The sequence below is a fragment of the Embleya scabrispora genome, assembly GCF_002024165.1.
In the GTDB taxonomy this organism is placed as follows: Bacteria; Actinomycetota; Actinomycetes; order Streptomycetales; family Streptomycetaceae; genus Embleya; species Embleya scabrispora_A.
This window is the reverse complement of sequence record NZ_MWQN01000002.1, coordinates 933,207-953,299: the sequence shown is the minus strand read 5'-3', so window position 1 is coordinate 953,299 and position 20,093 is coordinate 933,207. Positions and strand designations below refer to the sequence as shown.

Below are 20,093 nucleotides of genomic sequence, written 5' to 3'. Positions count from 1 at the left end.
GAAGGTTCCTCGGCCGGGCGGGTCGTGACAACGGACACCGTGACCGCCATACTGACGGATCTTCCGGACGGAGTGTCCATGACGCTGTCCCTGCGCGCGGTCCTCGACCATCCACTGATGCGCGGAGCCGACCCGGCGGTACCGGATCCGCACGCGGACCTGGATCGCCCGGTGCGCTGGGTGCACTCCAGCGAGATCTACGAGATCGCCCCGCTGCTGCGCGGCGACGAACTGCTGCTCACGACGGGTCTGGGTCTGGCCGGACGGGACGCGGGCGAGCGGCGACGCTATGTCACGGAGTTGGCGGCGGCGGGCGTGGCGGGGGTGGCCCTGGAGGTCGGGCGTACGTTCCGCGAGGTCCCGGACGACGTGGTTCGCGCGGCGGCGGACGCGGGTCTGCCGCTGGTCGTCCTGCGCGGCGTCGTCCCGTTCGTCGAGATCGCCGAGGCGGTCAACGCGGCCATCCTCGACTCGGCGGTGACACGGCTGCGCCACGTCAACCGAATCGTGCGAACCCTGTCCGGCGTGCTGGCGAAAGGCGCCGGCGTCGAGGAACTCACCACCACACTGTCCACGCTCACCGGCCGCCCGGTAGTCCTGGCAGCCCTGGACGGAACGCTCACCGCGTACGCGGGCACGGACGACCCGACCTCGGTCGTAAGGTCCCCGACAGCCGAAGCCGGCGTCGAACTCAGGGGCGCGCTGTGGGGGCGGCTACTACTGGGCGCAACCAAGCCAAGCGCGCCCGACGCAACAACGGCAAAAAACACAACAAACGCCAACCACCCGCCGACCACGCCGAGCGCGACCGACACCACGCGAACAGCGGGCACCCCGAGGAGGTCGGACGCCAACCCATCGCCGGGCGCGGCAGGCGTCAACGCGGCCGGCGCCGCGACCGGGGGAACCAGGACAGCGGGCACGTCCGGCGCCTGGGACACCAACCCATCTCCGGGCGCGGCAGGCGCGGCCAACCCCCAGGCGGCCAACACCACGACACCCGCAACCCAGCCACCAGGCACCGCCGGCACGACCGACGCCACCCACATGCCGGGCGCGGCAAGCGCGGCCAACCACAACAGAGCCAACACCACGACGGGCGCAACCAGGACAGCAGGCACGGCCCGCACGACCAACGCCACCCACATGCCCGGCGCGGCAAGCGCGGCCAACACCACGACACCCGCAACCCAGCCACCGGGCACCGCCGGCACGACCGACGCCACCCACATGCCGGGCGCGGCAAGCGCGGCCAACCACAACAGAGCCAACACCACGACGGGCGCAACCAGGACAGCAGGCACGGCCCGCACGACCAACGCCACCCACATGCCCGGCGCGGCAAGCGCGGCCAACACCACGACACCCGCAACCCAGCCACCGGGCACCGCCCGCACGACCGACGCCACCCACATGCCGGGCGCGGCCGACCCCCTGGCGGCCGACACCACGCCCGGCGCAACCGAGACCGCGCGCAGACCGGCCACGCCAGGTGTGGCCGCGCCCCATGTCGCCCCCGCCGACGGCCCCTGGTCGACCGCGGGAGCGGCGATCGCTCGGGAGGTGGCCGAGCATGCTGCCCAGGTGTTCGCGCCCGCCCTGTTGCGGCTCGCCGACCGTGGTGGCTGGGTGGGACGTGAGCGGCGGGAGCTCGTCGAAGGGCTGCTCGGCGACGCGCTGCCCCCGCGCGAGGTGGCCGCGCGGCTGACGGTGTGCGGCCTCGTCCCGGCCGGCACCGCCGTGTGGGCGACCGTCGCCCTGAGCCGGCCAGACCCGGTGCAGGCGGTGACCACCCTGTACGAGGGCCTGCGCGCGTGCGGCGGCCGCGGCCTGGTCAGCGACGGCCCCGGCGGCGCGTACGCCCTGATCGCCCTGGACCGCCCCACCCACATCGCCGAACTCGCCGACCGCCTCGGCCTGCCCACAGCCGCCGGCCCCGAGCCGACCGCCGCCCTCGGCCCGCTCGTGCGGGACGTGGCCCGGGTCGGACACAGCCTGCGCGCCGCGCGGGACACACTGCGCCTGGCCCGCCGGGTGCACCCGATCCGGCCCACCGGCGTCGCCGAAACCGTACTCGCCGACGACTGGGCCCTCGAACGCCTCCTGGACGGGCTGCCCCCGGAGGAACTGGCCGACCTGGTCGAGGACCAACTCGGCCCGCTGCTGGCCGCCGACGCCACCCGCGGCACCGGCCTGGTGGACACCCTCGAGGCGTACCTGCGCTGCGGCTGCTCCAAGACCGAGACCGCCGGCGTCCTGTTCCTCCGCCGCCAATCGGTCCACCAGCGCCTCGCCCTGATCGAATCCCTGCTCCACGTAAGCCCCGACGCCCCCGACCGCCAGGGCCCCCTACGCGCCGCCCTCACCGCCCGCGACCTCCTCACCACCCGGGGCCCCAACCCGACGTAGGGCGAAGTCCCTCCGGTGTCGGCGGTCCCGGACCGGCCGGCGGACGCCCGCAGACAAGCGGATGGACCCGCCGGCCCCGGATGCGTCGAGCCGCCGCCCCCACCCTCACCCGCCCCGGCTTCGGCACTATGTGCCCGATTCACCGGGTCCGGGTTGGCGAGGGCGCACCGTGAACCCCGGGTCGCCGCTGCCTAGCGTGGGGGCATGATCGTTATCACCGGGGCGGCGGGGAAGACCGGGCGGGCGTTGACCTGGGCGTTGGCCGAGCGTGGGGTGCGGGTGCGGGCGTTGGTGCGGCGGCCCGAGCAGGTCGCGGTGGCGGTCGCGGCCGGGGCAAGCGAGGCGGTGGTGGGCGACGTCACCGAGCCGTCCGACCTCGCCGAGGCGCTGGCCGGGTGCGAGGCGGTCTATCACATCGCTCCGAACGTGCACCCGGACGAGCCGGCCATCGGGCGCGCCGTGATCGCCGCCGCCGAGCGGGCCGGGGTGGGCCGGTTCGTGTTCCATTCCGTGCTGCGGCCCCAACTGCGGGCGATGCCGCATCACGAGGCCAAGGCGCGCGTCGAGGAGGCGCTGTTCGAGTCGGGCCTCGCGGTGACCGTGCTCCAGCCCGGGCCGTACCAGCAGAACATCCTCGACGCCCGCGACACGATCGTGCGGATCGGCGACTACGTGGTGCCGTATCGGGTGGACGCCCCGTTCGCCGCCGTCGACCTGCGCGACGTGGCCCAGGCCGCGGCCGTCGTGTTGTGCGAGGGCGGCCACGAGAACGCGGTGTACGAACTGGCCGGCCCGGAGGCGCTGACGCCCCGTTCGATGGCCGCGCACCTGGCCGCCGTACTCGACCGCCCCGTCACCGCGCGCCGGATCGACCCGCGCGAGTGGTGCGAGAACGCCCGCGCCGGCGGTCTGTCCGGCTACGCGCTGGACACGCTGACCGCGATGTTCGCGTTCTACGACCGGCACGGCCTGACCGGCAATCCGCGCACCCTGGCGATGCTGCTCGGCCGGGCGCCGACCCGCTTCGAGGATTTCGCGCGACGGGTGTTCGCCCCCGACGACGCCCACTACGCCCCGGGCTTCCAACACCAAGTATTGCCAAGTGAGCGCGATTCCTTGGGCAGTAACTGACGGCGAGCAACGCCGCGTCGCCGCCTAGCTTGGACGCATTCGACGCCGGACTGCGCACCGTCGCACACACATGCACATGCAGAAAGGGGTGTTCGACGTGAGCGGACCGCTCTGCGATCTCGTCGTGCTCGACCTCTCCCGCGCCCTCGCCGGCCCGCACGCCGCGATGATGCTCGGCGACATGGGCGCCCGGGTGATCAAGGTGGAGAACCCCGACGGCGGCGACGACACCCGGGGCTGGGGTCCGCCGTTCGTCGGCGCCGAGGACGCCCGCGAGTCGACCTACTTCCTCTCCTGCAACCGCAACAAGGAGTCGATAGTCCTCGACCTGAAGACCGACGAGGGCCGGGCCACCCTCGCCCGGCTGATCCGGCACAGCGACGTGCTCGTGGAGAACTTCCGCACCGGCGTGCTCGACCGGCTCGGCTTCCCGATGGAGGAGCTGACCCGGCTCAACCCGCGCCTGGTGGTGCTGTCCATCACCGGCTTCGGCCACGACGGTCCGCAGGGCGGCCGGCCCGGCTACGACCAGATCGCCCAGGGCGAGGCGGGCCTGATGAGCCTGACCGGCCCCGGCCCCGACGACCCCACCCGCATCGGCGTACCGATCGGCGACCTGCTGGCCGGGATGTACGGCGCCTACGGCGTGGTCGCCGCGCTGCACGAGCGCGAGCGCACCGGCCTGGGCCGGGTCGTACGCACCTCGCTGCTGTCCGCGATCGTCGGCGTACACGCCTTCCAGGGCACCAACTACACCGTCGCCGGCCAGGTCGGTCGCGCGCAGGGCAATCTGCACCCCTCGCTCCAGCCCTACGGCTCCTACCGCTGCAAGGACGCGATCATCCAGGTCGCGGTGGGCAGCGAGAAGTTGTGGGCCAAGTTCGCCCCCATGGTCGGCCTCGCGGTGGACGACCCCCGGTTCGCGGTCAACGCCGACCGCGTGGTCAACCGGGCGGAGCTCGCGAAGGCGATCAACGCCGCGTTCGCCGCGCGCGAGGTGGACGACCTGCTGCCGGAACTGGCCGCCGCCGGCATTCCGGCCGGCGAGGTACGCACCATCGACCGGGTCTACGACTGGGATCAGACGAAGTCGCAGGGCCTGCTGCTCGACGTCATGCACAGCACGCTCGGCCCGATCACGCTGCCCGGACCGCCGATCCGCCTCGACGGCGTGGACGGTACGAGCGACGACGGGCGCCGGCGCCACGACGCGCCGCCGACGCTCGGTCAGCACACGGACAGCGTGCAGGCCTGGCTCGACGCCGAGGACGCCCGCGCCCTGCACGCCGCGCGGCGCGCGTGAGGGCCGAACCGGTGGGGGCGGAGGCGGTGACCCCCGATCCCGCCCCGCCGCCCCGCCGCCCCCGCGTCGGCGCGCACGACCTCATCCGCCTCGTCCTGGACCCCGACACCTGGACGAGCTGGGACGCTCCGCCGCACCGCCCCGAGCGCCTGGACCCCGGCTACCGCGACGAGTTGCGCGCCGCCGAGGCCAAGAGCGGCGTGGACGAGTCCGTGGTCACCGGCGAGGGCCGGATCCGGGGCCGCCGGGTGGCCGTGGTGGCCTGCGAGTTCGGCTTCCTGGCCGGGTCGATCGGGGTGGCCTCGTCCTCGCGCCTGGTCGCCGCGATCGAACGCGCCACCGCCGAGGGCCTGCCCCTGGTCGCCTCGCCGACCTCCGGCGGCACCCGGATGCAGGAGGGCACGGTCGCCTTCCTCCAGATGGTCCGGATCAGCGCCGCCGTCGCCGCGCACAAGAGCGCCGGACTGCCCTACCTCGTCTACCTGCGCGGCCCGACCACCGGCGGCGTACTCGCCTCCTGGGGTTCGCTCGGCCACGTCACCGCCGCCGAACCCGGCGCGCTGATCGGCTTCCTCGGCCCGCGCGTCTACGAGGCGCTGTACGGCCGGCCGTTCCCCGAGGGCGTCCAGGTCGCGGAGAACCTGTACGCGCACGGCCTGGTGGACGCCGTCGTCGAGCCCGACCGGCTCGGCGACGTGGCCGCCCGGGTCCTGGACATCGTCACCGCGCCGCGCGAGAACCTGCCCGACGTGGCCCCGCTGCCCGTCGAGGACCTGGCGGACGTACCCGCGTGGACCTCGGTCGAACTCTCCCGGCGCCCCGAACGCCCCGGCGCGCGGGCCCTGTTGCGGCACGCCGCGAGCGCCGTGGTGCCCCTGCACGGCACCGGCCAGGGGGAGAGCGACCCCGGCCTGCTGCTCGCCCTGGCCAGGTTCGGCGGCGCGCCCTGCGTGGTGCTCGCCCAGGACCGCGCCCGCCAGTCCAGCCACGGCCCGTTCGGCCCGGCCGGCCTGCGGGTGGCCCGCCGCGGCATGCGCCTGGCCGCCGAACTCGACCTGCCGCTGGTCAGCGTCGTGGACACCGGCGGCGCGGCGCTCAGCCCGGAGGCCGAGGAGGGCGGCCTCGCCGGTGAGATCGCCCGCTGTCTGGCCGAACTGGTCACCCTGCCCACGCCGACGCTGTGCCTGCTGCTCGGCCAGGGCGCGGGCGGCGGAGCGCTCGCCCTGCTGCCCGCCGACCGGGTGCTGTGCGCCCAGCACGGCTGGTTGTCGCCGCTCCCGCCCGAGGGCGCCTCGGCGCTGCGCTACCGCACGCCCACCCGCGGCGCCGAGATCGCCGCGGCGCAGGGCATCCGCTCGCTCGACCTGCTGCGCGACGGCGTGGTGGACCGGATCGTCGCGGAGCGGCCCGACGCGGCCGACGAGCCGATGGCGTTCCTGGCCCGGCTCGCACAGGTCCTGGAGTACGAACTGGTCGGCCTGCTGCGCCGGCCGACCGAGGAACGCCGCGCGGCCCGGCTGGAGCGCTACGCCCGCCTCGGCTGCTGAAACCGGCGCGCGCCCGGCGTGGACCCCCGAACCCGGGCGCGCGCCACTCGGCAATTTCTGCCAGATCGATCGGTGTTTGTAGTCAAATGACTCTCAAGCCATCGACCCGGTTCCCCACCTAGAGTCCCAATTCCCGGACGGACGACGGCCCCACGGGCCGAACCGTGACGGGTGCATCGGGACTCCCGCGTACGACAGGACAGGAGAGTTCGACACATGACAACTCCCCGCACCGCGAACGGCACCCGGAGCGCGAACGGCACCGGGAGAGTGCTCATCGCCCTCGGCGGCAACGCCATGACGGGGCCGGACGGGAGCGCCACCCCCGACGCCCAGCGGGCGGCCGTCGCGGTGGCGATGGAGGCGGTGGCCGACCTGATCGTCTCCGGCGTCGACGTCGTACTCACCCACGGCAACGGTCCCCAGGTGGGCAACCTGCTGGTCAAGAACGAGTTGACCGCGCACGTCGTGCCCCCGGTGACGCTGGACTGGTGCGGTGCGCAGACGCAGGGCACCCTCGGCTTCACCGTCGTCTCCGCCCTGGAGGCCGCGCTGCGCCGCCGCGGGCAGCCGGCCCGGGTGGCGGCCGTGGTCACCCGGACCCTGGTGGACGCCGCCGACCCGGCGTTCGAGCGCCCCACCAAGCCGGTCGGCCGGCATCTGCCGCGGGCCGAGGCGGAGCGCTTCATCGCGCTCGGCCAGCACTGGGAGGACCGGGGCGCCAAGGGTTGGCGTCGGGTGGTCCCGTCGCCGGATCCACTGGAGGTGGTCGACGCGCCGGCCATCCGCACCCTGGTCGCGGCGGGCTTCACCACGGTCGCGGCCGGTGGCGGCGGCATCCCGGTGGTGCGCGACGCGGACGGCGCCGAGCGCGGCGTGGAGGCGGTCCTGGACAAGGACCTCACCGCGGCCCTGCTCGCCGCGTCGGTCGGCGCGGACGTGCTGGTGATCGCCACCGACGTACCCAACGCGATGCTCGACTACGGCACCGCGAACCAGCGCGAGCTGGGCCGGGTCTCTCCGCAAGAGCTGCGCGAGCACGCCGCGGCCGGGCAGTTCGCCGGCGGCAGCATGGGGCCCAAGGTCGAGGCGGCGGTGCGCTTCGTCGAGGCGGGCGGCCGGCGCTCGGTGATCACGTCCCTGGACCGGATCACCGCCGCGGTCGCCGGCGAGGCGGGCACGGTGGTGGAGGCGAACGCGGCGGCGGTCGCGGCAGCGGCACCGGCGGTGGCGGCGGCGGCAGCGGACGCCGGGTAGCGTCCGGCCGGCCCGCGCGCCCCGACGCGCGGGCGTACGACGCGGGCGGGCGACCCCGTCGACGCGTCCGGATCGGCCACGGCGTCCGACGCGGCCGAAGCGGTGCAACCAGCCGCAACGGTCGCAACGGTCGCAATATCGGTCAGTATCGGTAATTCAGCGAACTCCAATGAACGAGGTGGAACGAGTGCCCAGGCCGATCGAGGTTCACAAGGTCGCCATCGAGAGCGTCACCGACGCGTCCGGATTGGCCAAGCTGATCGACGACGGCGTGTTCGCCGCGGACGACGTGCTCGCCGTCATCGGCAAGACCGAGGGCAACGGCGGGGTCAACGACTACACCCGCATCCTGGCCGACCGCGCCTTCCGCGAGGTGCTGGTCGCCAAGGGCAAGCGTTCGGTCGAGGAGGCCGGCAAGGTACCGCTGGTCTGGTCCGGCGGCACCGACGGCGTGATCTCCCCCCACGCGACCGTCTTCGCCTACGCGCCGGAGAACCGGTACGAGCCCACCGACGAGCCGCGCGTGTCGGTCGGCGTGGCGATGAGCGAGACGATCCTGCCCGAGGACATCGGCCGGGTGCCGATGGTGGAGAAGGTCGCCGCCGGCGTGCGTGCGGCGATGGCCGTCGCGGGCATCACCGACCCGGCCGACGTGCACTACGTACAGACCAAGACCCCGCTCCTGGTCCTGGACACGATCAATGACGCCAAGTCGCGCGGGTTCGACGTGTGGACCGAGGACACCCTCAAGTCCATGGACGTCTCCAACTCGACCACCGCGCTGGGCATCGCCGTCGCGCTGGGCGAGATCGAGCTGCCCACGGCCGAGCAGATCCACCGCGACCTGTCGCTGTACTCGTCGGTGGCGTCCTGCTCCTCCGGCGTGGAACTCGACTGCGCGCAGATCGTGGTGGTCGGCAACGTGCGCGGCGTCGGCGGCCCGTTCCGGGTCGGTCACGGCGTGATGAAGGACGCGCTCGACGCGGACGGCATCTGGTCGGCGATCCGCTCGGCCGGGATCGACCTGCCGGAGCGTCCGCACACCTCCGACCTCGGCGACCGCCTGGTCAACGTGTTCCTCAAGTGCGAGGCCGACCCGAGCGGCAGCGTGCGCGGCCGGCGCAACATCATGCTGGACGACTCGGACGTGCACTGGCACCGCCAGATCAAGGCCACCGTCGGCGGCGTGACCGCGGCCGTCACCGGCGACCCGGCCGTGTTCGTCTCGGTCGCCGCCGTGCACCAGGGCCCCTCGGGCGGCGGCCCGGTCGCGGCCATCGTCCGGATGGACTGACCCGCCCGCGCTCGCGACACAACACACCGACGGCCACCGCTCCCCGTTCCGGGCGGTGGCCGTCGGCGCGTGGATGCCGCGGAAATTGTCGGACTTCGACGTCTTTCGAGGAGCGATCCGCAACTTTCGGGGGCTGTCGATAAACCCTCGCCGCTGACAGTGTGATCGCATGACCTCACACAGCGATCACCCGGTTCGACTCCCCCATCCCGGCCTCCCGTTCCGTCTCCGAGCCCGCCGTGGCAACGGCACGCTCGGCAGACGAGTTTCCGTAAGTGCCGTGCTCGCGCTGGCAGGCGTGCTTCTCACGGTGACCGGCACCCCGGCCGGCGCGCTCACCGGGTCGTCCGGGCCACCCGGCCCCGGCGACCGCGAGGCGACGGCCGACGCCAACCGTCGTTCCCTTGACGGCTTCTGGCGCGTGGACGGCTACGGACTCGTACTCGGGATCGCCGGCGGCGAACTCCAGCCCTACGAGACGACGAAGGCCGGCTGCCTGAGATCCGCGCCCGCCCATCGGGTCGGCGGGGCCGATCCGGACGGCACGATCCACTTCGCGGACATGGACGGAGGCGTCTACCTGGTCCGACCGGCCGTCCGACACGGCGGCGCCGCGTCGCTGCGTTTCGAGGGCTCGTTGGGCACCCACGCGCTGCGCCGACTCGGTGCGCCGCCCGCGACCTGCCGGGTGCCGACGGCGGCCGATCCGCTGACCACGTTCGACGTGTTCTGGGAAACGTTCCGGGAAAACTACGCGTTCTTCGGCACGCGGGGTGTCGACTGGGAGGCGATGCGCGCCGAGCAGCGCCCCAAGATCACGGCGGCCACCACCGAGAACCAACTCTTCGACATCCTGGCCGCGATGATCGAACCCCTCCACGACGCGCACGTCGGCCTGCGCGCCGAGACCGCGACGATCAACCGCGTCGCGCATTGGCTTCGGCCCGACACCCTGGGGCCGAGTTCGGAACTGGACGCCAAGGTGCAGGCGTTGGTCGAGCGCCGCGACCTCGGCGGAGTCCCGTTGCGGATGTTCGCCAACGGCGCGATCGGATACGCGGACCTGCCCGGTGGGCTCGGCTATCTGCGCATCACCCGCTTCGACGGCTACACGACCGGCGCCGGCGGCTACCCGGCGGACGCGGCCGAACTGGCCTGCGCCCTGGACGACATCATCACCTCCGCGCGGGTGTCCGGCCCGACCGCCTGGCGCGGCCTGATCGTGGATGACCGGGTCAACAGCGGTGGCGCCGACCCGTTGGGCCTCCAAATCGCCGCCCGGCTCACCGACCGGCCGTATCTCGCCTACATCAAGCAGGCCCGCAACGACCCCGACGATGCGCGCGCGTTCACCCGCCCGCAACCGTTCCGGGTCGAGCCGGCCGTACACGTACCGCGCTACACCGGGCCGGTCGCCCTGCTCACCGCCGGCTCCACGGTCAGCGCCGGTGAGACCTTCGCCCAGGCCCTGATCGGTCGACCCACCACGACGACCCGCATCGGCGACAACACCCAGGGAATCTTCTCCGATCTGCTGGGCCGCCTGCTCCCCAACGGCTGGCAGTTCAGCCTCTCCAACGAACGATTTCTCACCCGCACCGGCCGCTCCTTCGAGGGCCCGGGCATCCCACCCGACATCCGCACCCCGGTGTTCACCGACGACGAATTCGCCAACGATCGTGACAGCGCCTTCGACCGGGCCCGGGCCCTGCTGACCGGCACACCGACCCGCCCCTGAGCACCCACCTCACCGGGCTCCAATTCCCGGGCATGTGAAGGAAGTTGCCGGGTCGAAGGCGGGGATTCGGATAGGCTCCACAGGCCCGTACCACGCCATGGGTGAGTATGCGCAACACCGACGAGGAGAGACCGTGGTCGAGCGGGAGCAGGACGAGTGGGGCTACGACGCCCTGCCGGAGGGGGAGTCGCCCGAGGACTGGGCGCCGACCGGGATCGACGTCACCATACCCAGCGTCGCGCGGGTCTACGACGCCATTCTCGGTGGCAAGAACAACTTCGCGGTCGACCGCAGGATCGCCGACGAGGCGCTTGCGAACCTGTCCAACGAAGGCGCCTGGCACAACCGGCACATCCTGGCCCGGGGCGTGCGCTACCTGGCGGCCCGGGGCATCGACCAGTTCGTCGACCTGGGATCGGGCCTGCCGACCGTGCAGAACACGCACGAGGTCGCCCAGGAGGTGAACCCCGACGCGGCCGTCGTCTACGTGGACAACGATCCGATCGTGCTCGCGCACGGGCGGGCGCTGCTCGCGGACAACTCCCGCACCCGCGTGGTGACCGCCGACCTGCGCGATCCGGCCGACGTGCTGGCGCGTCCCGAGCTGCGCGAACTCATCGACTTCACCCGCCCGGTCGGCCTGCTCCTGGTGGCCGTCCTGCACCATCTCGCCGACGACGAGGACCCGGCGGGCGTGGTCCGCGCCTACCGCGACGCACTCCCGCCGGGCAGCTACATCTTCATCACGCACTTCTGCGACTCCACGCCGGAGGGCCGCGCGCTGGAGAAGATCTTCCTGACCCAGTTGGGCAGCGGCCGTTTCCGCCCCCTGAAGGAGATCGAGAGCTACTTCGACGGCCTCGAACTCGTCGACCCCGGCGTGGTCCTGCTCCCCCTGTGGCACCCGGACGAGCCGGTGACTCGCCCGCTCACCCCCGAGGGCCACCTGTCCGTGGGCGGAATCGGCCGCCTCCCGGACTGACCCTCGGACCCGCACGGGCCGGCCGGCGGATTCGGCCGGGGCGCGTCGGCGGGTCGGGGGATCGGGGTGGTACTAGCCTCGGGGATCATGAGGATCGCCATCATCGACGACTATCAGGGCGTGGCTTCGGGGCTGGCCGACTGGGGCTCGCTCGACGCCGAGTTGCACGTGTTCACCGAGCCGTTCGCCGATGGCGATGCGGTGGTCGCCGCGCTCGCCGGGTTCGAGGTGATCGTCGCGATGCGCGAGCGCACCCGGTTCCCGGCGGAGGTGTTGGCCCGGTTGACCGGGCTGCGGCTGCTGGTGAGTACCGGGCCGGTGAACGCGGCGATCGATGTGGCGGCGGCGCGTGCGCGTGGTGTGGTGGTCTGCGGAACGGGCTATGTCGCCCATCCGACCGCCGAGCTGACCTGGGCGTTGATCCTGGCCGCCGCCCGCAACCTGCCGGCCGAGGAGCGCTCGATGCGGGCCGGCGGCTGGCAGGTCGGGCTCGGTGTCGGTCTGCGCGGCAAGGTGCTCGGCGTGCTGGGCCTGGGCCGGCTCGGCAGCGAAGTGGCCCGGATCGGCCATGCGTTCGGCATGGAGTGTGTGGCCTGGAGCCCGCACCTGACCCCGGAGCGGGCCGCGGCGCACGGCGTGAGGGCGGTGACCGAGGAGACGTTGTTCGCCCGGTCCGACGTACTGTCCATCCACCTCGTCCTCGGCTCCCGCACCCGGGGCCTGGTCGGCGCCGCCCAACTGGCCCGCATGAAGCCGTCCGCGATCCTGGTCAACACCTCGCGCGGCCCCATCGTCGAGGAGTCCGCCCTCCTGGACGTCCTGCGCCGCAGGGCCATCGCCGCTGCGGCGCTGGACGTGTACGACGTCGAACCGCTGCCGGCCGACCATCCGCTGCGCACGCTGGACAACGTCGTGCTCACCCCGCACATCGGCTACGTCACGCGCGAGCTCTACGAGACCTTCTACCGCGATGCGGTGGAGGACATCGCCGCCTACCTCACCGGCGATCCGATCCGGGTCATGAGGTGACGGGCGCCCCGGCAGCGGTGTGGCCGGTGGGCGTGGCGGGCCCGGCGGCCGCGCCGGCTCCCTTCGCCTCGGCCGCGGCGAGCAGTTGCGCGCGGTCCCGCCAGATGCCCTCCCACTGGCGGGTCAGCGCCGGGTAGACGATCCGGTGGCGAAACGGTGCGATGCCGGCCATGTACAGCCGGCCGAACCGGCCGTTGGGCTTGACCAGGACCGCCATCCGCAGCTCGTGGCCGCCGTCCCCGGTGGGCATCCAGCCCAGGTGCATGAGCGCGTGCGCGGTCTTGTTCCCCAGTTCGCCGACGAACTCGCGGTCGAGCTCGTACACGGGAGTGAGCGGCATGCCGCCGGAGTCGGCGGGGTCGACGGTGTCGCGGAGTTCGTCCGGCAGGCGATCGCGCAGCGACGCCACGCGCTCTCCGAGCCCCGCCCCGGGCCGGTCCCAGCCGAGCAGGGCGCCGAGCTTCCGTCGCACCGCGAGCAGGAACCGCGTCGGCGGCGCCTGCCGGGCGTACGCCTTGCTCGCCCGCATCGCCGCGAGCATCACGGGAAAGTCGTCCGGCCCGGCGCCCGGAGTGCGGTAGGACCACACGTCCTCGACGCGGAAGCCGTGGGCGAACTCGTGCAGCCGCCAAGGCTGTTCGGTATATGCCGTGCGGGGAAGTCTCATGGCCGCTGCCACCTTTCCGGCGTCGGGACGCCGTGCGCCGTCCCCATATACGCCACCGTACACGAGCATACGACCCACGTATACGGCGGCGTATATGGGGACGCCCCAGGGCGCCGCGCGGCTCGACCCCGACGCATGGCCCACCCCACCCGGATGTGACAAGGTGGCGCCCGAACAGCTCGACAGAGCGCGGATCGCAGGGCGAACCGCGCTCGCGAAACCGGGCACGCCGAACCGACGGGAGCGCACCGAACCCCCCGGGGTCGCGCCCGCCGGGTCACACCGCCGCACGCATCGGCGCCGCAGCCGTCAAGGTTCGCGGCGCGTGCCGTCGCTGCCGCGACGCTCCGGGCCGTCCGTACCACCGGTGCCGTCGACACGATCGGCGCCATGCGCCCGCAGCCACCCGTGCGTACGGGCACGCCGGCCGCGCCGTATCGCGTGGACGCCCGCCGGGGCCTCCGCGTGCCGTCTCAGGTAGGCGAAGACTCCGATCAGGAGCAACGCCGCCATCGACACGGCCACCGCCACCAGGACTCCCACGGGCCCACCCGTGAGAATCGCGGCGATCAACAACCCGATCGAGGTGCCGGACAGCAGCAGCGCCGCCCACTTCAGGATCGTCGGCCGATTCGGCGTGCCGATGCGCATACCGATGCCTTTCCGACGGCGGCGCGGAGCCGGTACGGAGGGCGGGTCGTCGAAGACGCGCAGCAGTTCGATCAACCGCTCGTCGTGCGCCAGGGATTCCTCCATGCGCGCGAGCGTGCGCCGTTCCCGGCCCGAAAGCGAAGGTCCGCTCACCACATCCACCTCCCAGCCGGAGCTGCGGGGCGGGACCTGCCGGTGCGGGCACGCCCGGGCGATGGTCGCCGGGGCGAACCGTGCGCCGGCGGGACCCGCCGGCGGCCCGGTCTCGGACTCGGATCACTCACAGACGGGATCACTCACAAACGGCGAATCCCGATGACACCCTTGAGCGCGAGAACCAGCGCCATCAGGCACGCCACCCCACCGACGATCACGTTGTTGGTGATGGTGCGCGTGGTGTCGAAGGAGCCGCTCACGGCCCAGGGGGCGATGATCGTCCACACACCGATGGCGAACGCGGCCCAGCTCATCGCGTGCGTGCGCTCGTAGGCGGACCCGAAGGCGCCCATCATCAGCAGCGCAAGCGCCACGCCGGTGATCAGGTTGTTCGTGGTCAAGGTCGTGAAGCCGTTGAACCCGACGATCCAGGGGGAGGCCGCCAGGTACACACCGCACAGCACGCCCAACGCTTCCGCGGCCTGCGCGACCGCGCCGGTGGTGGCGCGTTCGGAACGAAGCCGCATGGTGACTATGTCGGGGTGCTCTTCAATCGATGGCGCTGTCGATGTCGATGTCGACGTGGACACGTCCACCACCCTCTTTCCGAGAATCGCAGTCCCCTGGTTGATAGCCCTCCGGTCTGTGACTAACCCGCTCAAACCCCAATATTTACCGACATTTCGCGCGATGGACGGTGCCGCGGCTGAGCCTGGCCGGGTGCGGCCCGGTGCGGCGGCGCGGCTTCCGGTGTGACGCGGGTGCGGTCGTCCGGGGTTTTGTGAGCGCTCGTGTGCACACTGTGGCTATGGAAAAGCTCTCGTTGGAAGCCCAGGTCCGCGAACTGCTCAAGCTGGCCGCCACCGCCTCTACGGGGCGCAGCGCGCACACCGTGTACGGGGGCCACGAACATGTGTTGCGGCAGACGCTGATCGCGCTGAACGCGGGGACCTCACTGTCCGAGCACGAGAATCCCGGCGAGGCGACCCTGCTCGTGTTGCGGGGGCGGGTGCTTCTGATCGACGGCGAGACGTCGTGGGAGGGGCGGACGGGCGACTTCCTGGTCGTACCGCAGTCCCGGCACAGCTTGGACGCCCTGGAGGACTCGGCGGTCCTGCTCACCGTCGCCAAGCACGGGTGAAGCGACGGCGTCGGGATCACGGCGCGGACATGCCCGTACATGCCCGCGCGGCGGCCGGCATGATGGCGGGCCCGGTCGCCCCGAGCCCACCGCCCCGATTCCCCTGGAAGCAGGCCCGCACGTGACGCTGACGCACCTCTTCGACGTCGAGACGCTGCCCGTCGGCCCGTGGCGCAACGGGGGCGGTGACACGCGGGAGATCGCGTGCGAGGGATCGGCGGGCCCGGACGGCGGCTCGGCGGACTTCGGCTGGCGGGCGAGCATCGCGACGATCGCCGCCGACGGGCCGTTCTCGCCGTTCCCGGGGGTCGACCGCACCATCACCCTCCTGGCGGGCGAGGGCGTGCACCTGATCGCGGACGGCGCCGGTACGGCCGGCGCGGCGGCACTCGATCATCGGCTCGACCATCCCGCCGTGCCGTTCGCCTTCTCCGGCGATCACGCGCTCCGCGCCCGCCTGCTCGGCGACGGCGGCCCGGTCCTGGTGCTCAACATCATGACCCGGCGCGGCCGATGGACCGCCGACGTCCGGCGCGTCGACGCTCCCGTGCCGCTGCCCGCCGGGCACGCCGGTGTGCTGTACCTGCTGTCCGGGCGCGGAACGAACACCGGCCCCGGCCCGGCGCTGCGACCGGGGCGGGGCCGGTGGTGGACGAGCGGCGCCGCCGACCACGCGGCGCCGCTCGAACCCGGCTCGGTGGCGCTGTGGGCGGACATCCGCCCGGTGTAGCGCCCCTCGCCCGTCATCCGTCATCCGTCATCCGTGCCCGACGATCAGGGCATCGTGCGCAGGTGGGCCGAGATGGTGTTGGCCAGCGCGTACCCGGCGGTCGCGTCCCAGTTGACGGACCACGTCATCGCGCCCCGGATGCCGCGCCAGGTGGTCGCGGGCCGGTAGCCGCCGCAACCGGTGCCCGACTCCAGGCAGTCCAGCGCGTTGTTCACCACGCCGGGCGAGACGTATCCGCTGCCGGCCGCGCGTCCGGTGGCCGGTACGCCGAGGGCGACCTGGTCCGGGCGCAGGCCGCCCTGGAGTTGGATGCACGCCTGCGCGGTGAGGAAGTCGACGCCGCCCTGGGCGTACAACTTCTGGTCGCAGCCGAACATGGTGCCGGAGTTGTAGTACTGCATGTGGACGATGGTCAGGATGTCCTTGATGCTCAGGGCGAGTTGGAAGTAGGCGGTCTGGGTGGTCTGCATGTCCAGGGTCTGCGGGGCCATCGTGATGATCAGCGAGGTGCCGACCTGGGCCCGGATGGCGCGCAGCGCCGTGGCCATGTAGGTGGGACTGACCCCGTTCTCCAGGTCGATGTCCACGCCGTCGAAGCCGTATTCGCGCAGCAGCGCCGTGGCGGTGCTCGCGAACATGTCGGCGGAGGCGTTGTCGCCGACCCAGACCGCGCCCAACTCGCCGCCGACGGACAGGATGACCTTCTGTCCTCGGGCATGCATCGCGACGATGTCCGCCTTGAGGTCGGCGTTGGTGTAGCCGCCGAGCGCGGTGGACAGGCCCGGGTCCACGCCGAACGTGATCGCGCCCCAGCGGGTGCGGTCGGCCTCGGCGAAGGCCACCGCGACCAGGTTGTAGGACGTGGGCACGTCCCGCAGGCGCAGGTTCGTGGAGCCGTTGACGAAGTTGTGCCAGTAGCCGGTCATCACCCGCTTGGGCAGTCCGGTGGGGTCCTGCCCGGTGGGGCCGTCCGGCGCGGTGGTGGCGGTGACGGGGGCGGAACGCGCGGACGATCCGGCGCTGTTGGTCGCCGCGACGGAGAAGGTGTAGCTCGTCTGCGGGGTGAGTCCCGGGATCTCGGCGGAGGTTCCGGCGACCGTGGCCACCTTGGTGTCGGCGCGGAAGACGTCGTACGAGGTCGCGCCGGGCACCGCGGTCCAGGACAGCGAGGCGCTGCGTGCGGTGGTGCCGGCGACGGTCAGGCCGGTGGGTACGCCCGGGATCGTGGTGGATCCGCCCGGGCCGACGAGCGAGACGTCGTCGGCGTAGTAGGCGGGCTGCCCGTACCAGCCGTTGAGGTGGATCGTGACGCTCGTGGTGCGCGCGCCGGTGTGGAAGGTGGTGGTGAGTTTTTGCCAGGTGGTGGCCGCGGAGGTCCAGGTGGACACGTCGGTGGTGCCGGTGCCGCTCGCGCCGAGGTAGACGTAGGCGCCCTGGACCCAGGCGGATTGGGTGTAGTCGGAGTCGGGTTGCACGGCCACGGTCTGGCTGCAGCGGGCGTTGTCGCCGCCGGCCGGGGTGGCCTGGAGGGCGCCGGTTCCGGTGTGTACGGGGGTGGTGGTGGCGCGACCGCTGCCGCCGGAACAGGTCCAGCCGGACAGGCCGGTCTCGAAGCCGCCGTTCACCACGAGTTCGGCGGTGCCGGCGGCGGGCGCGGACGGGGCGAGGACGAGCAGGCTCGCCGCGGCCGTCGTGGCGGCCGCGGCGAGGAGCGCGGCCCAGCGGCGCGGTCCGGGCCGGGGTCGGCGCGAAGTCGAGGTATCGGCTGCAGTGTTGGGGGGACGTGGTGGTGCCATGGTGGTGTGCCTCCCGTACCGGCCCGGGCGGTTGCCTGCGGGCGTGGGTGTGCGTGGAAGGTGAACCCGGATCGACACCGCGTCGCCTGATGGGACGTCAGGCTCCCTCGGTGCGGGACGTGCGCAGGCCGTCCGGGCGCACCCGGAGGTGCCGGGGTGCCTGTGTGCAGGACGAGTTGACCGCCGCGACGGCGGAACTGTCAATAGGTCTGGACCAATTCGGATCGGGCGGACGCCTGGATACGGGGGCGAAGGCGCGTGCGAATCAGTCGGATCGGCCGGGCGTACGGCCCGCTCCGGGCGGTCCGGCGTAGGCCTGGGTGATCGTCAGCCAACGGGTCGCCTCGGCGCCCTCGGCGCGCACCGCGAGGTCGGCGGGATGCCGGCGGCGGGTGACCAGGAGGCAGAAGTCGAGCAGGGGGCCGGTCACCCGCTCTGCGGCGCCCTCCGGGCCGTGGGTCCAGGTGCCGCCCGGCTCGTCAGGGTCGATCAGTTCCACCCGGAACTCCCCCTCGGGTGGCCGCAGTCCGTGCACGGTGTAGGCGTAGTCCCGGGCCCGGACGCCGAGTCGGGCGATGTGGCGGAGGCGGGTGGTGGGGGTACGGAGCACGCCCAGCGTGTCGGCGATGTCCTGGGTGTGCGCCCAGGTCTCCATGATCCGGGCGCCGGCCATCGACGCGGCGCTCATCGGCGGCCCGTACCACGGCAGTCGGGCCCCCGCCGGGAGCGCCGACAGCAGTTCCGGGACCGCGTGCCGGCCGTCCCGCCATCGGGCCAGGAGGTCCCTGGGCGGTGCCGTCGCGCCGGCTTCCGCGCCTCGGTCGACGAAGCCGTCGGGATCGGCGGCGGCCACCGCGAGTGCGCCCGCGAAGGCGGTGGGGTCGGTCGCGGCGAGCCGGACCTGGTCGTCGGTCCAGGCCAGATGGGCGATCTGGTGCGCGATGGTCCACCCGGGCGCGGGGGTCGGCAGCGCCCAGTCGGCCGCCGACAGCGAAGCGACGAGCCGGTCCGACTCGGCGCCCTCCGCGCGCAGATCGTCCAGCATGGCCGCGAGATCCACCATCGATGCCGTCCTCTCGTCGCTCGCAGCGTCGCACCGCCGCGCGGTCGCGGGCAAGCACCGGCGGGATCGGCCCATCCCCGACGGCCCGCAGGACCGTGTCGGGGTCAGACGGTCAGCAGGATCGCGCGGGCGTCGGTGTTGAGGGTGTGACCGCCGGGGGCGGTGGCGACCGGGACCGGCCAGTGGACGTGGCCGCAGACGGTCAGGGCCGGCGGGGCGGCCCGGATGCGGGCGGCCGGCTCGGCGCGGCCCGGTTGGCTGGGCGCGGGGCCGCAGGGGCCCTCGTGCAGGATCAGCACGTCGGGGCCGGCGCCGAGGACGCGGTCGATGAGGGCGGTCTGCGCCTCCTCGGCCCGGCGGCCCGGCCGCTTCGGATCGCCGATGATCCGGCCCACGCCGGCGAAGCGGACCCCGCCCACGTCGACGTGTGTGCCGTCGAGCAGCGCGACGTGCGGGCCCGCCTCGGCCAGGTCCGCCGTCGACACCTCGTCGTGGTTGCCGGCCACGCCGACCACGAACGGGCAGCCGGCCGCCGCGAACGCCCACCACACGTCCCGGACCGCCCCGGTCGCGCCGCGCCGATCCGCCGCCGGCGCCGCGTACAGGTCGCCCGCCAACACCACACCCACCCGCTCCGGCACCGGCACCGACCCCTCCTGCGCCCACACCGTCAGGAAGTCGGCGAGCGCGACACCCAACAACACCGGCGGCCCACCCCAGGGCGAGGGCGCGACCCCCTGGAGGTCACCGGCGACCAACACCGCGTCACATCCCGCCGGCAGCCGATCCACCCGCAACCGCCCCACCGGCAACCGCGCCGCCTCGCTCCCGCCCCCGACCCGCGCCCGGCGATACCCGACCTCGGTCACCGCCTCCACCCCACCACCCACGATCCGCATCCCGGCACGGTAGTTCCCCGGGCGGCATCGAGGGCACGGCAGCGCCCATCTACGCTGTCGGACATGCCGAACGACGACGGATACGAGCCGGTATTCCGACGCAGTCGCCTCGGGGGAGGCCGCTACGTCTACAACCTCCACAACCCCGTGGGCCGAGTCCTGGCCGTGCTCGCGTCGACCGTCACCGGCGTCTTCATGCTCCTGATGGCCACCCACACCGGGCTCTTCGCCGACTCCCCCGCCCGGCCCGAGCCGACGCTCCCGCGGAGCGGGTCGTACGCGCCGACGCCGGCCCCCTGA

Annotated in this window: 18 protein-coding genes; 12 read left to right on the top strand and 6 right to left on the bottom strand. The window is 73.1% G+C overall.

Annotated elements, in window-relative coordinates; translation table 11 throughout:
* The first annotated feature begins 78 nt into the window (after positions 1-78).
* The 9 genes from B4N89_RS34580 (at position 79) to B4N89_RS34540 (ending at position 12,690) form a co-directional block, all read left to right on the top strand.
* On the top strand, positions 79-2,409 hold the full coding sequence (locus B4N89_RS34580; RefSeq protein ID WP_143658183.1) for a PucR family transcriptional regulator ligand-binding domain-containing protein: 2,331 nt from the start codon (positions 79-81) through the stop codon (positions 2,407-2,409).
* 204 nt (positions 2,410-2,613) lie between these two features.
* Entirely contained in the window at positions 2,614-3,540 is a 927-nt protein-coding gene (locus tag B4N89_RS34575; RefSeq protein WP_078980407.1) for an SDR family oxidoreductase, read from the top strand.
* 76 nt (positions 3,541-3,616) lie between these two features.
* On the top strand, positions 3,617-4,843 hold the full coding sequence (locus B4N89_RS34570; protein WP_078980736.1) for a CaiB/BaiF CoA transferase family protein: 1,227 nt from the start codon (positions 3,617-3,619) through the stop codon (positions 4,841-4,843).
* A 26-nt stretch (positions 4,844-4,869) separates the two neighbouring features.
* Positions 4,870-6,390 carry a carboxyl transferase domain-containing protein gene (locus tag B4N89_RS34565; protein WP_078980735.1) on the top strand — a complete coding sequence of 507 codons (1,521 nt, stop codon included), beginning with the start codon at positions 4,870-4,872 and terminating at the stop codon, positions 6,388-6,390.
* Positions 6,391-6,606: 216 nt separating this feature from the next.
* Positions 6,607-7,647, top strand: coding sequence for a carbamate kinase (locus tag B4N89_RS34560; RefSeq protein ID WP_078980406.1), 1,041 nt, complete (start codon positions 6,607-6,609; stop codon positions 7,645-7,647).
* Between the two features lie 187 nt (positions 7,648-7,834).
* Complete coding sequence (locus tag B4N89_RS34555) at positions 7,835-8,941, top strand: ring-opening amidohydrolase (protein ID WP_078980734.1); 1,107 nt, start codon at positions 7,835-7,837, stop codon at positions 8,939-8,941.
* 280 nt (positions 8,942-9,221) lie between these two features.
* The gene (locus B4N89_RS34550; RefSeq protein ID WP_235619082.1) at positions 9,222-10,679 is read left to right on the top strand and encodes a S41 family peptidase; all 1,458 of its coding nucleotides are present in this window, start codon (positions 9,222-9,224) and stop codon (positions 10,677-10,679) included.
* Between the two features lie 133 nt (positions 10,680-10,812).
* Positions 10,813-11,661: an SAM-dependent methyltransferase gene (locus B4N89_RS34545; protein WP_235619081.1), complete on the top strand. Its 849-nt coding sequence runs from the start codon at positions 10,813-10,815 to the stop codon at positions 11,659-11,661.
* A gap of 87 nt (positions 11,662-11,748) precedes the next feature.
* Complete coding sequence (locus B4N89_RS34540; protein WP_078980403.1) at positions 11,749-12,690, top strand: D-2-hydroxyacid dehydrogenase family protein; 942 nt, start codon at positions 11,749-11,751, stop codon at positions 12,688-12,690.
* Here B4N89_RS34540 and B4N89_RS34535 read toward each other — a convergent pair.
* From B4N89_RS34535 to B4N89_RS34525, 3 genes are all read right to left on the bottom strand, one after another.
* A complete protein-coding gene (locus B4N89_RS34535; RefSeq protein ID WP_078980402.1) occupies positions 12,680-13,357 on the bottom strand; it encodes a DUF2867 domain-containing protein in 678 nt (225 codons plus the stop codon). The two genes, B4N89_RS34540 and B4N89_RS34535, sit on opposite strands and share 11 nt — an antisense overlap.
* 309 nt (positions 13,358-13,666) lie before the next feature.
* A complete protein-coding gene (locus tag B4N89_RS34530) occupies positions 13,667-14,113 on the bottom strand; it encodes a hypothetical protein (RefSeq protein ID WP_078980401.1) in 447 nt (148 codons plus the stop codon).
* Positions 14,114-14,304: 191 nt separating this feature from the next.
* Entirely contained in the window at positions 14,305-14,760 is a 456-nt protein-coding gene (locus tag B4N89_RS34525) for an SPW repeat protein (RefSeq protein ID WP_414646443.1), read from the bottom strand.
* A 212-nt stretch (positions 14,761-14,972) separates the two neighbouring features.
* On the opposite strand from B4N89_RS34525, the gene B4N89_RS34520 reads away from it, so the two are divergent.
* The gene (locus B4N89_RS34520; RefSeq protein WP_078980400.1) at positions 14,973-15,305 is read left to right on the top strand and encodes a LuxR family transcriptional regulator; all 333 of its coding nucleotides are present in this window, start codon (positions 14,973-14,975) and stop codon (positions 15,303-15,305) included.
* Positions 15,306-15,426: 121 nt separating this feature from the next.
* The gene (locus B4N89_RS34515) at positions 15,427-16,035 is read left to right on the top strand and encodes a HutD family protein (protein ID WP_078980399.1); all 609 of its coding nucleotides are present in this window, start codon (positions 15,427-15,429) and stop codon (positions 16,033-16,035) included.
* 44 nt (positions 16,036-16,079) lie between these two features.
* On the opposite strand, the gene B4N89_RS34510 is transcribed toward B4N89_RS34515, so the two are convergent.
* From B4N89_RS34510 to B4N89_RS34500, 3 genes are all read right to left on the bottom strand, one after another.
* A complete protein-coding gene (locus B4N89_RS34510; protein ID WP_078980398.1) occupies positions 16,080-17,831 on the bottom strand; it encodes a chitinase in 1,752 nt (583 codons plus the stop codon).
* A 265-nt stretch (positions 17,832-18,096) separates the two neighbouring features.
* Positions 18,097-18,894 (bottom strand): TIGR03084 family metal-binding protein, encoded by a 798-nt coding sequence (locus B4N89_RS34505; RefSeq protein WP_078980397.1) that lies wholly within the window; start codon positions 18,892-18,894, stop codon positions 18,097-18,099.
* A 104-nt stretch (positions 18,895-18,998) separates the two neighbouring features.
* A complete protein-coding gene (locus B4N89_RS34500) occupies positions 18,999-19,793 on the bottom strand; it encodes a metallophosphoesterase family protein (RefSeq protein WP_078980396.1) in 795 nt (264 codons plus the stop codon).
* A gap of 63 nt (positions 19,794-19,856) precedes the next feature.
* On the opposite strand from B4N89_RS34500, the gene B4N89_RS34495 reads away from it, so the two are divergent.
* Positions 19,857-20,093: a hypothetical protein gene (locus B4N89_RS34495; protein ID WP_078980395.1), complete on the top strand. Its 237-nt coding sequence runs from the start codon at positions 19,857-19,859 to the stop codon at positions 20,091-20,093.

Excerpts from the sequence above, each read along its gene's own strand:
- B4N89_RS34580 (WP_143658183.1), top strand. The coding sequence starts at position 79 with ATGACGCTGTCCCTGCGCGCGGTCCTCGACCATCCACTGATGCGCGGA.
- B4N89_RS34575 (WP_078980407.1), top strand. The coding sequence starts at position 2,614 with ATGATCGTTATCACCGGGGCGGCGGGGAAGACCGGGCGGGCGTTGACC.
- B4N89_RS34570 (WP_078980736.1), top strand. The coding sequence starts at position 3,617 with ATGCAGAAAGGGGTGTTCGACGTGAGCGGACCGCTCTGCGATCTCGTC.
- B4N89_RS34560 (WP_078980406.1), top strand. The coding sequence starts at position 6,607 with ATGACAACTCCCCGCACCGCGAACGGCACCCGGAGCGCGAACGGCACC.
- B4N89_RS34540 (WP_078980403.1), top strand. The coding sequence starts at position 11,749 with ATGAGGATCGCCATCATCGACGACTATCAGGGCGTGGCTTCGGGGCTG.
- B4N89_RS34535 (WP_078980402.1), bottom strand. The coding sequence starts at position 13,357 with ATGAGACTTCCCCGCACGGCATATACCGAACAGCCTTGGCGGCTGCAC.
- B4N89_RS34530 (WP_078980401.1), bottom strand. The coding sequence starts at position 14,113 with ATGGAGGAATCCCTGGCGCACGACGAGCGGTTGATCGAACTGCTGCGC.
- B4N89_RS34520 (WP_078980400.1), top strand. The coding sequence starts at position 14,973 with ATGGAAAAGCTCTCGTTGGAAGCCCAGGTCCGCGAACTGCTCAAGCTG.
- B4N89_RS34510 (WP_078980398.1), bottom strand. The coding sequence starts at position 17,831 with ATGGCACCACCACGTCCCCCCAACACTGCAGCCGATACCTCGACTTCG.
- B4N89_RS34505 (WP_078980397.1), bottom strand. The coding sequence starts at position 18,894 with ATGGTGGATCTCGCGGCCATGCTGGACGATCTGCGCGCGGAGGGCGCC.
- B4N89_RS34500 (WP_078980396.1), bottom strand. The coding sequence starts at position 19,793 with ATGCGGATCGTGGGTGGTGGGGTGGAGGCGGTGACCGAGGTCGGGTAT.
- B4N89_RS34495 (WP_078980395.1), top strand. The coding sequence starts at position 19,857 with ATGCCGAACGACGACGGATACGAGCCGGTATTCCGACGCAGTCGCCTC.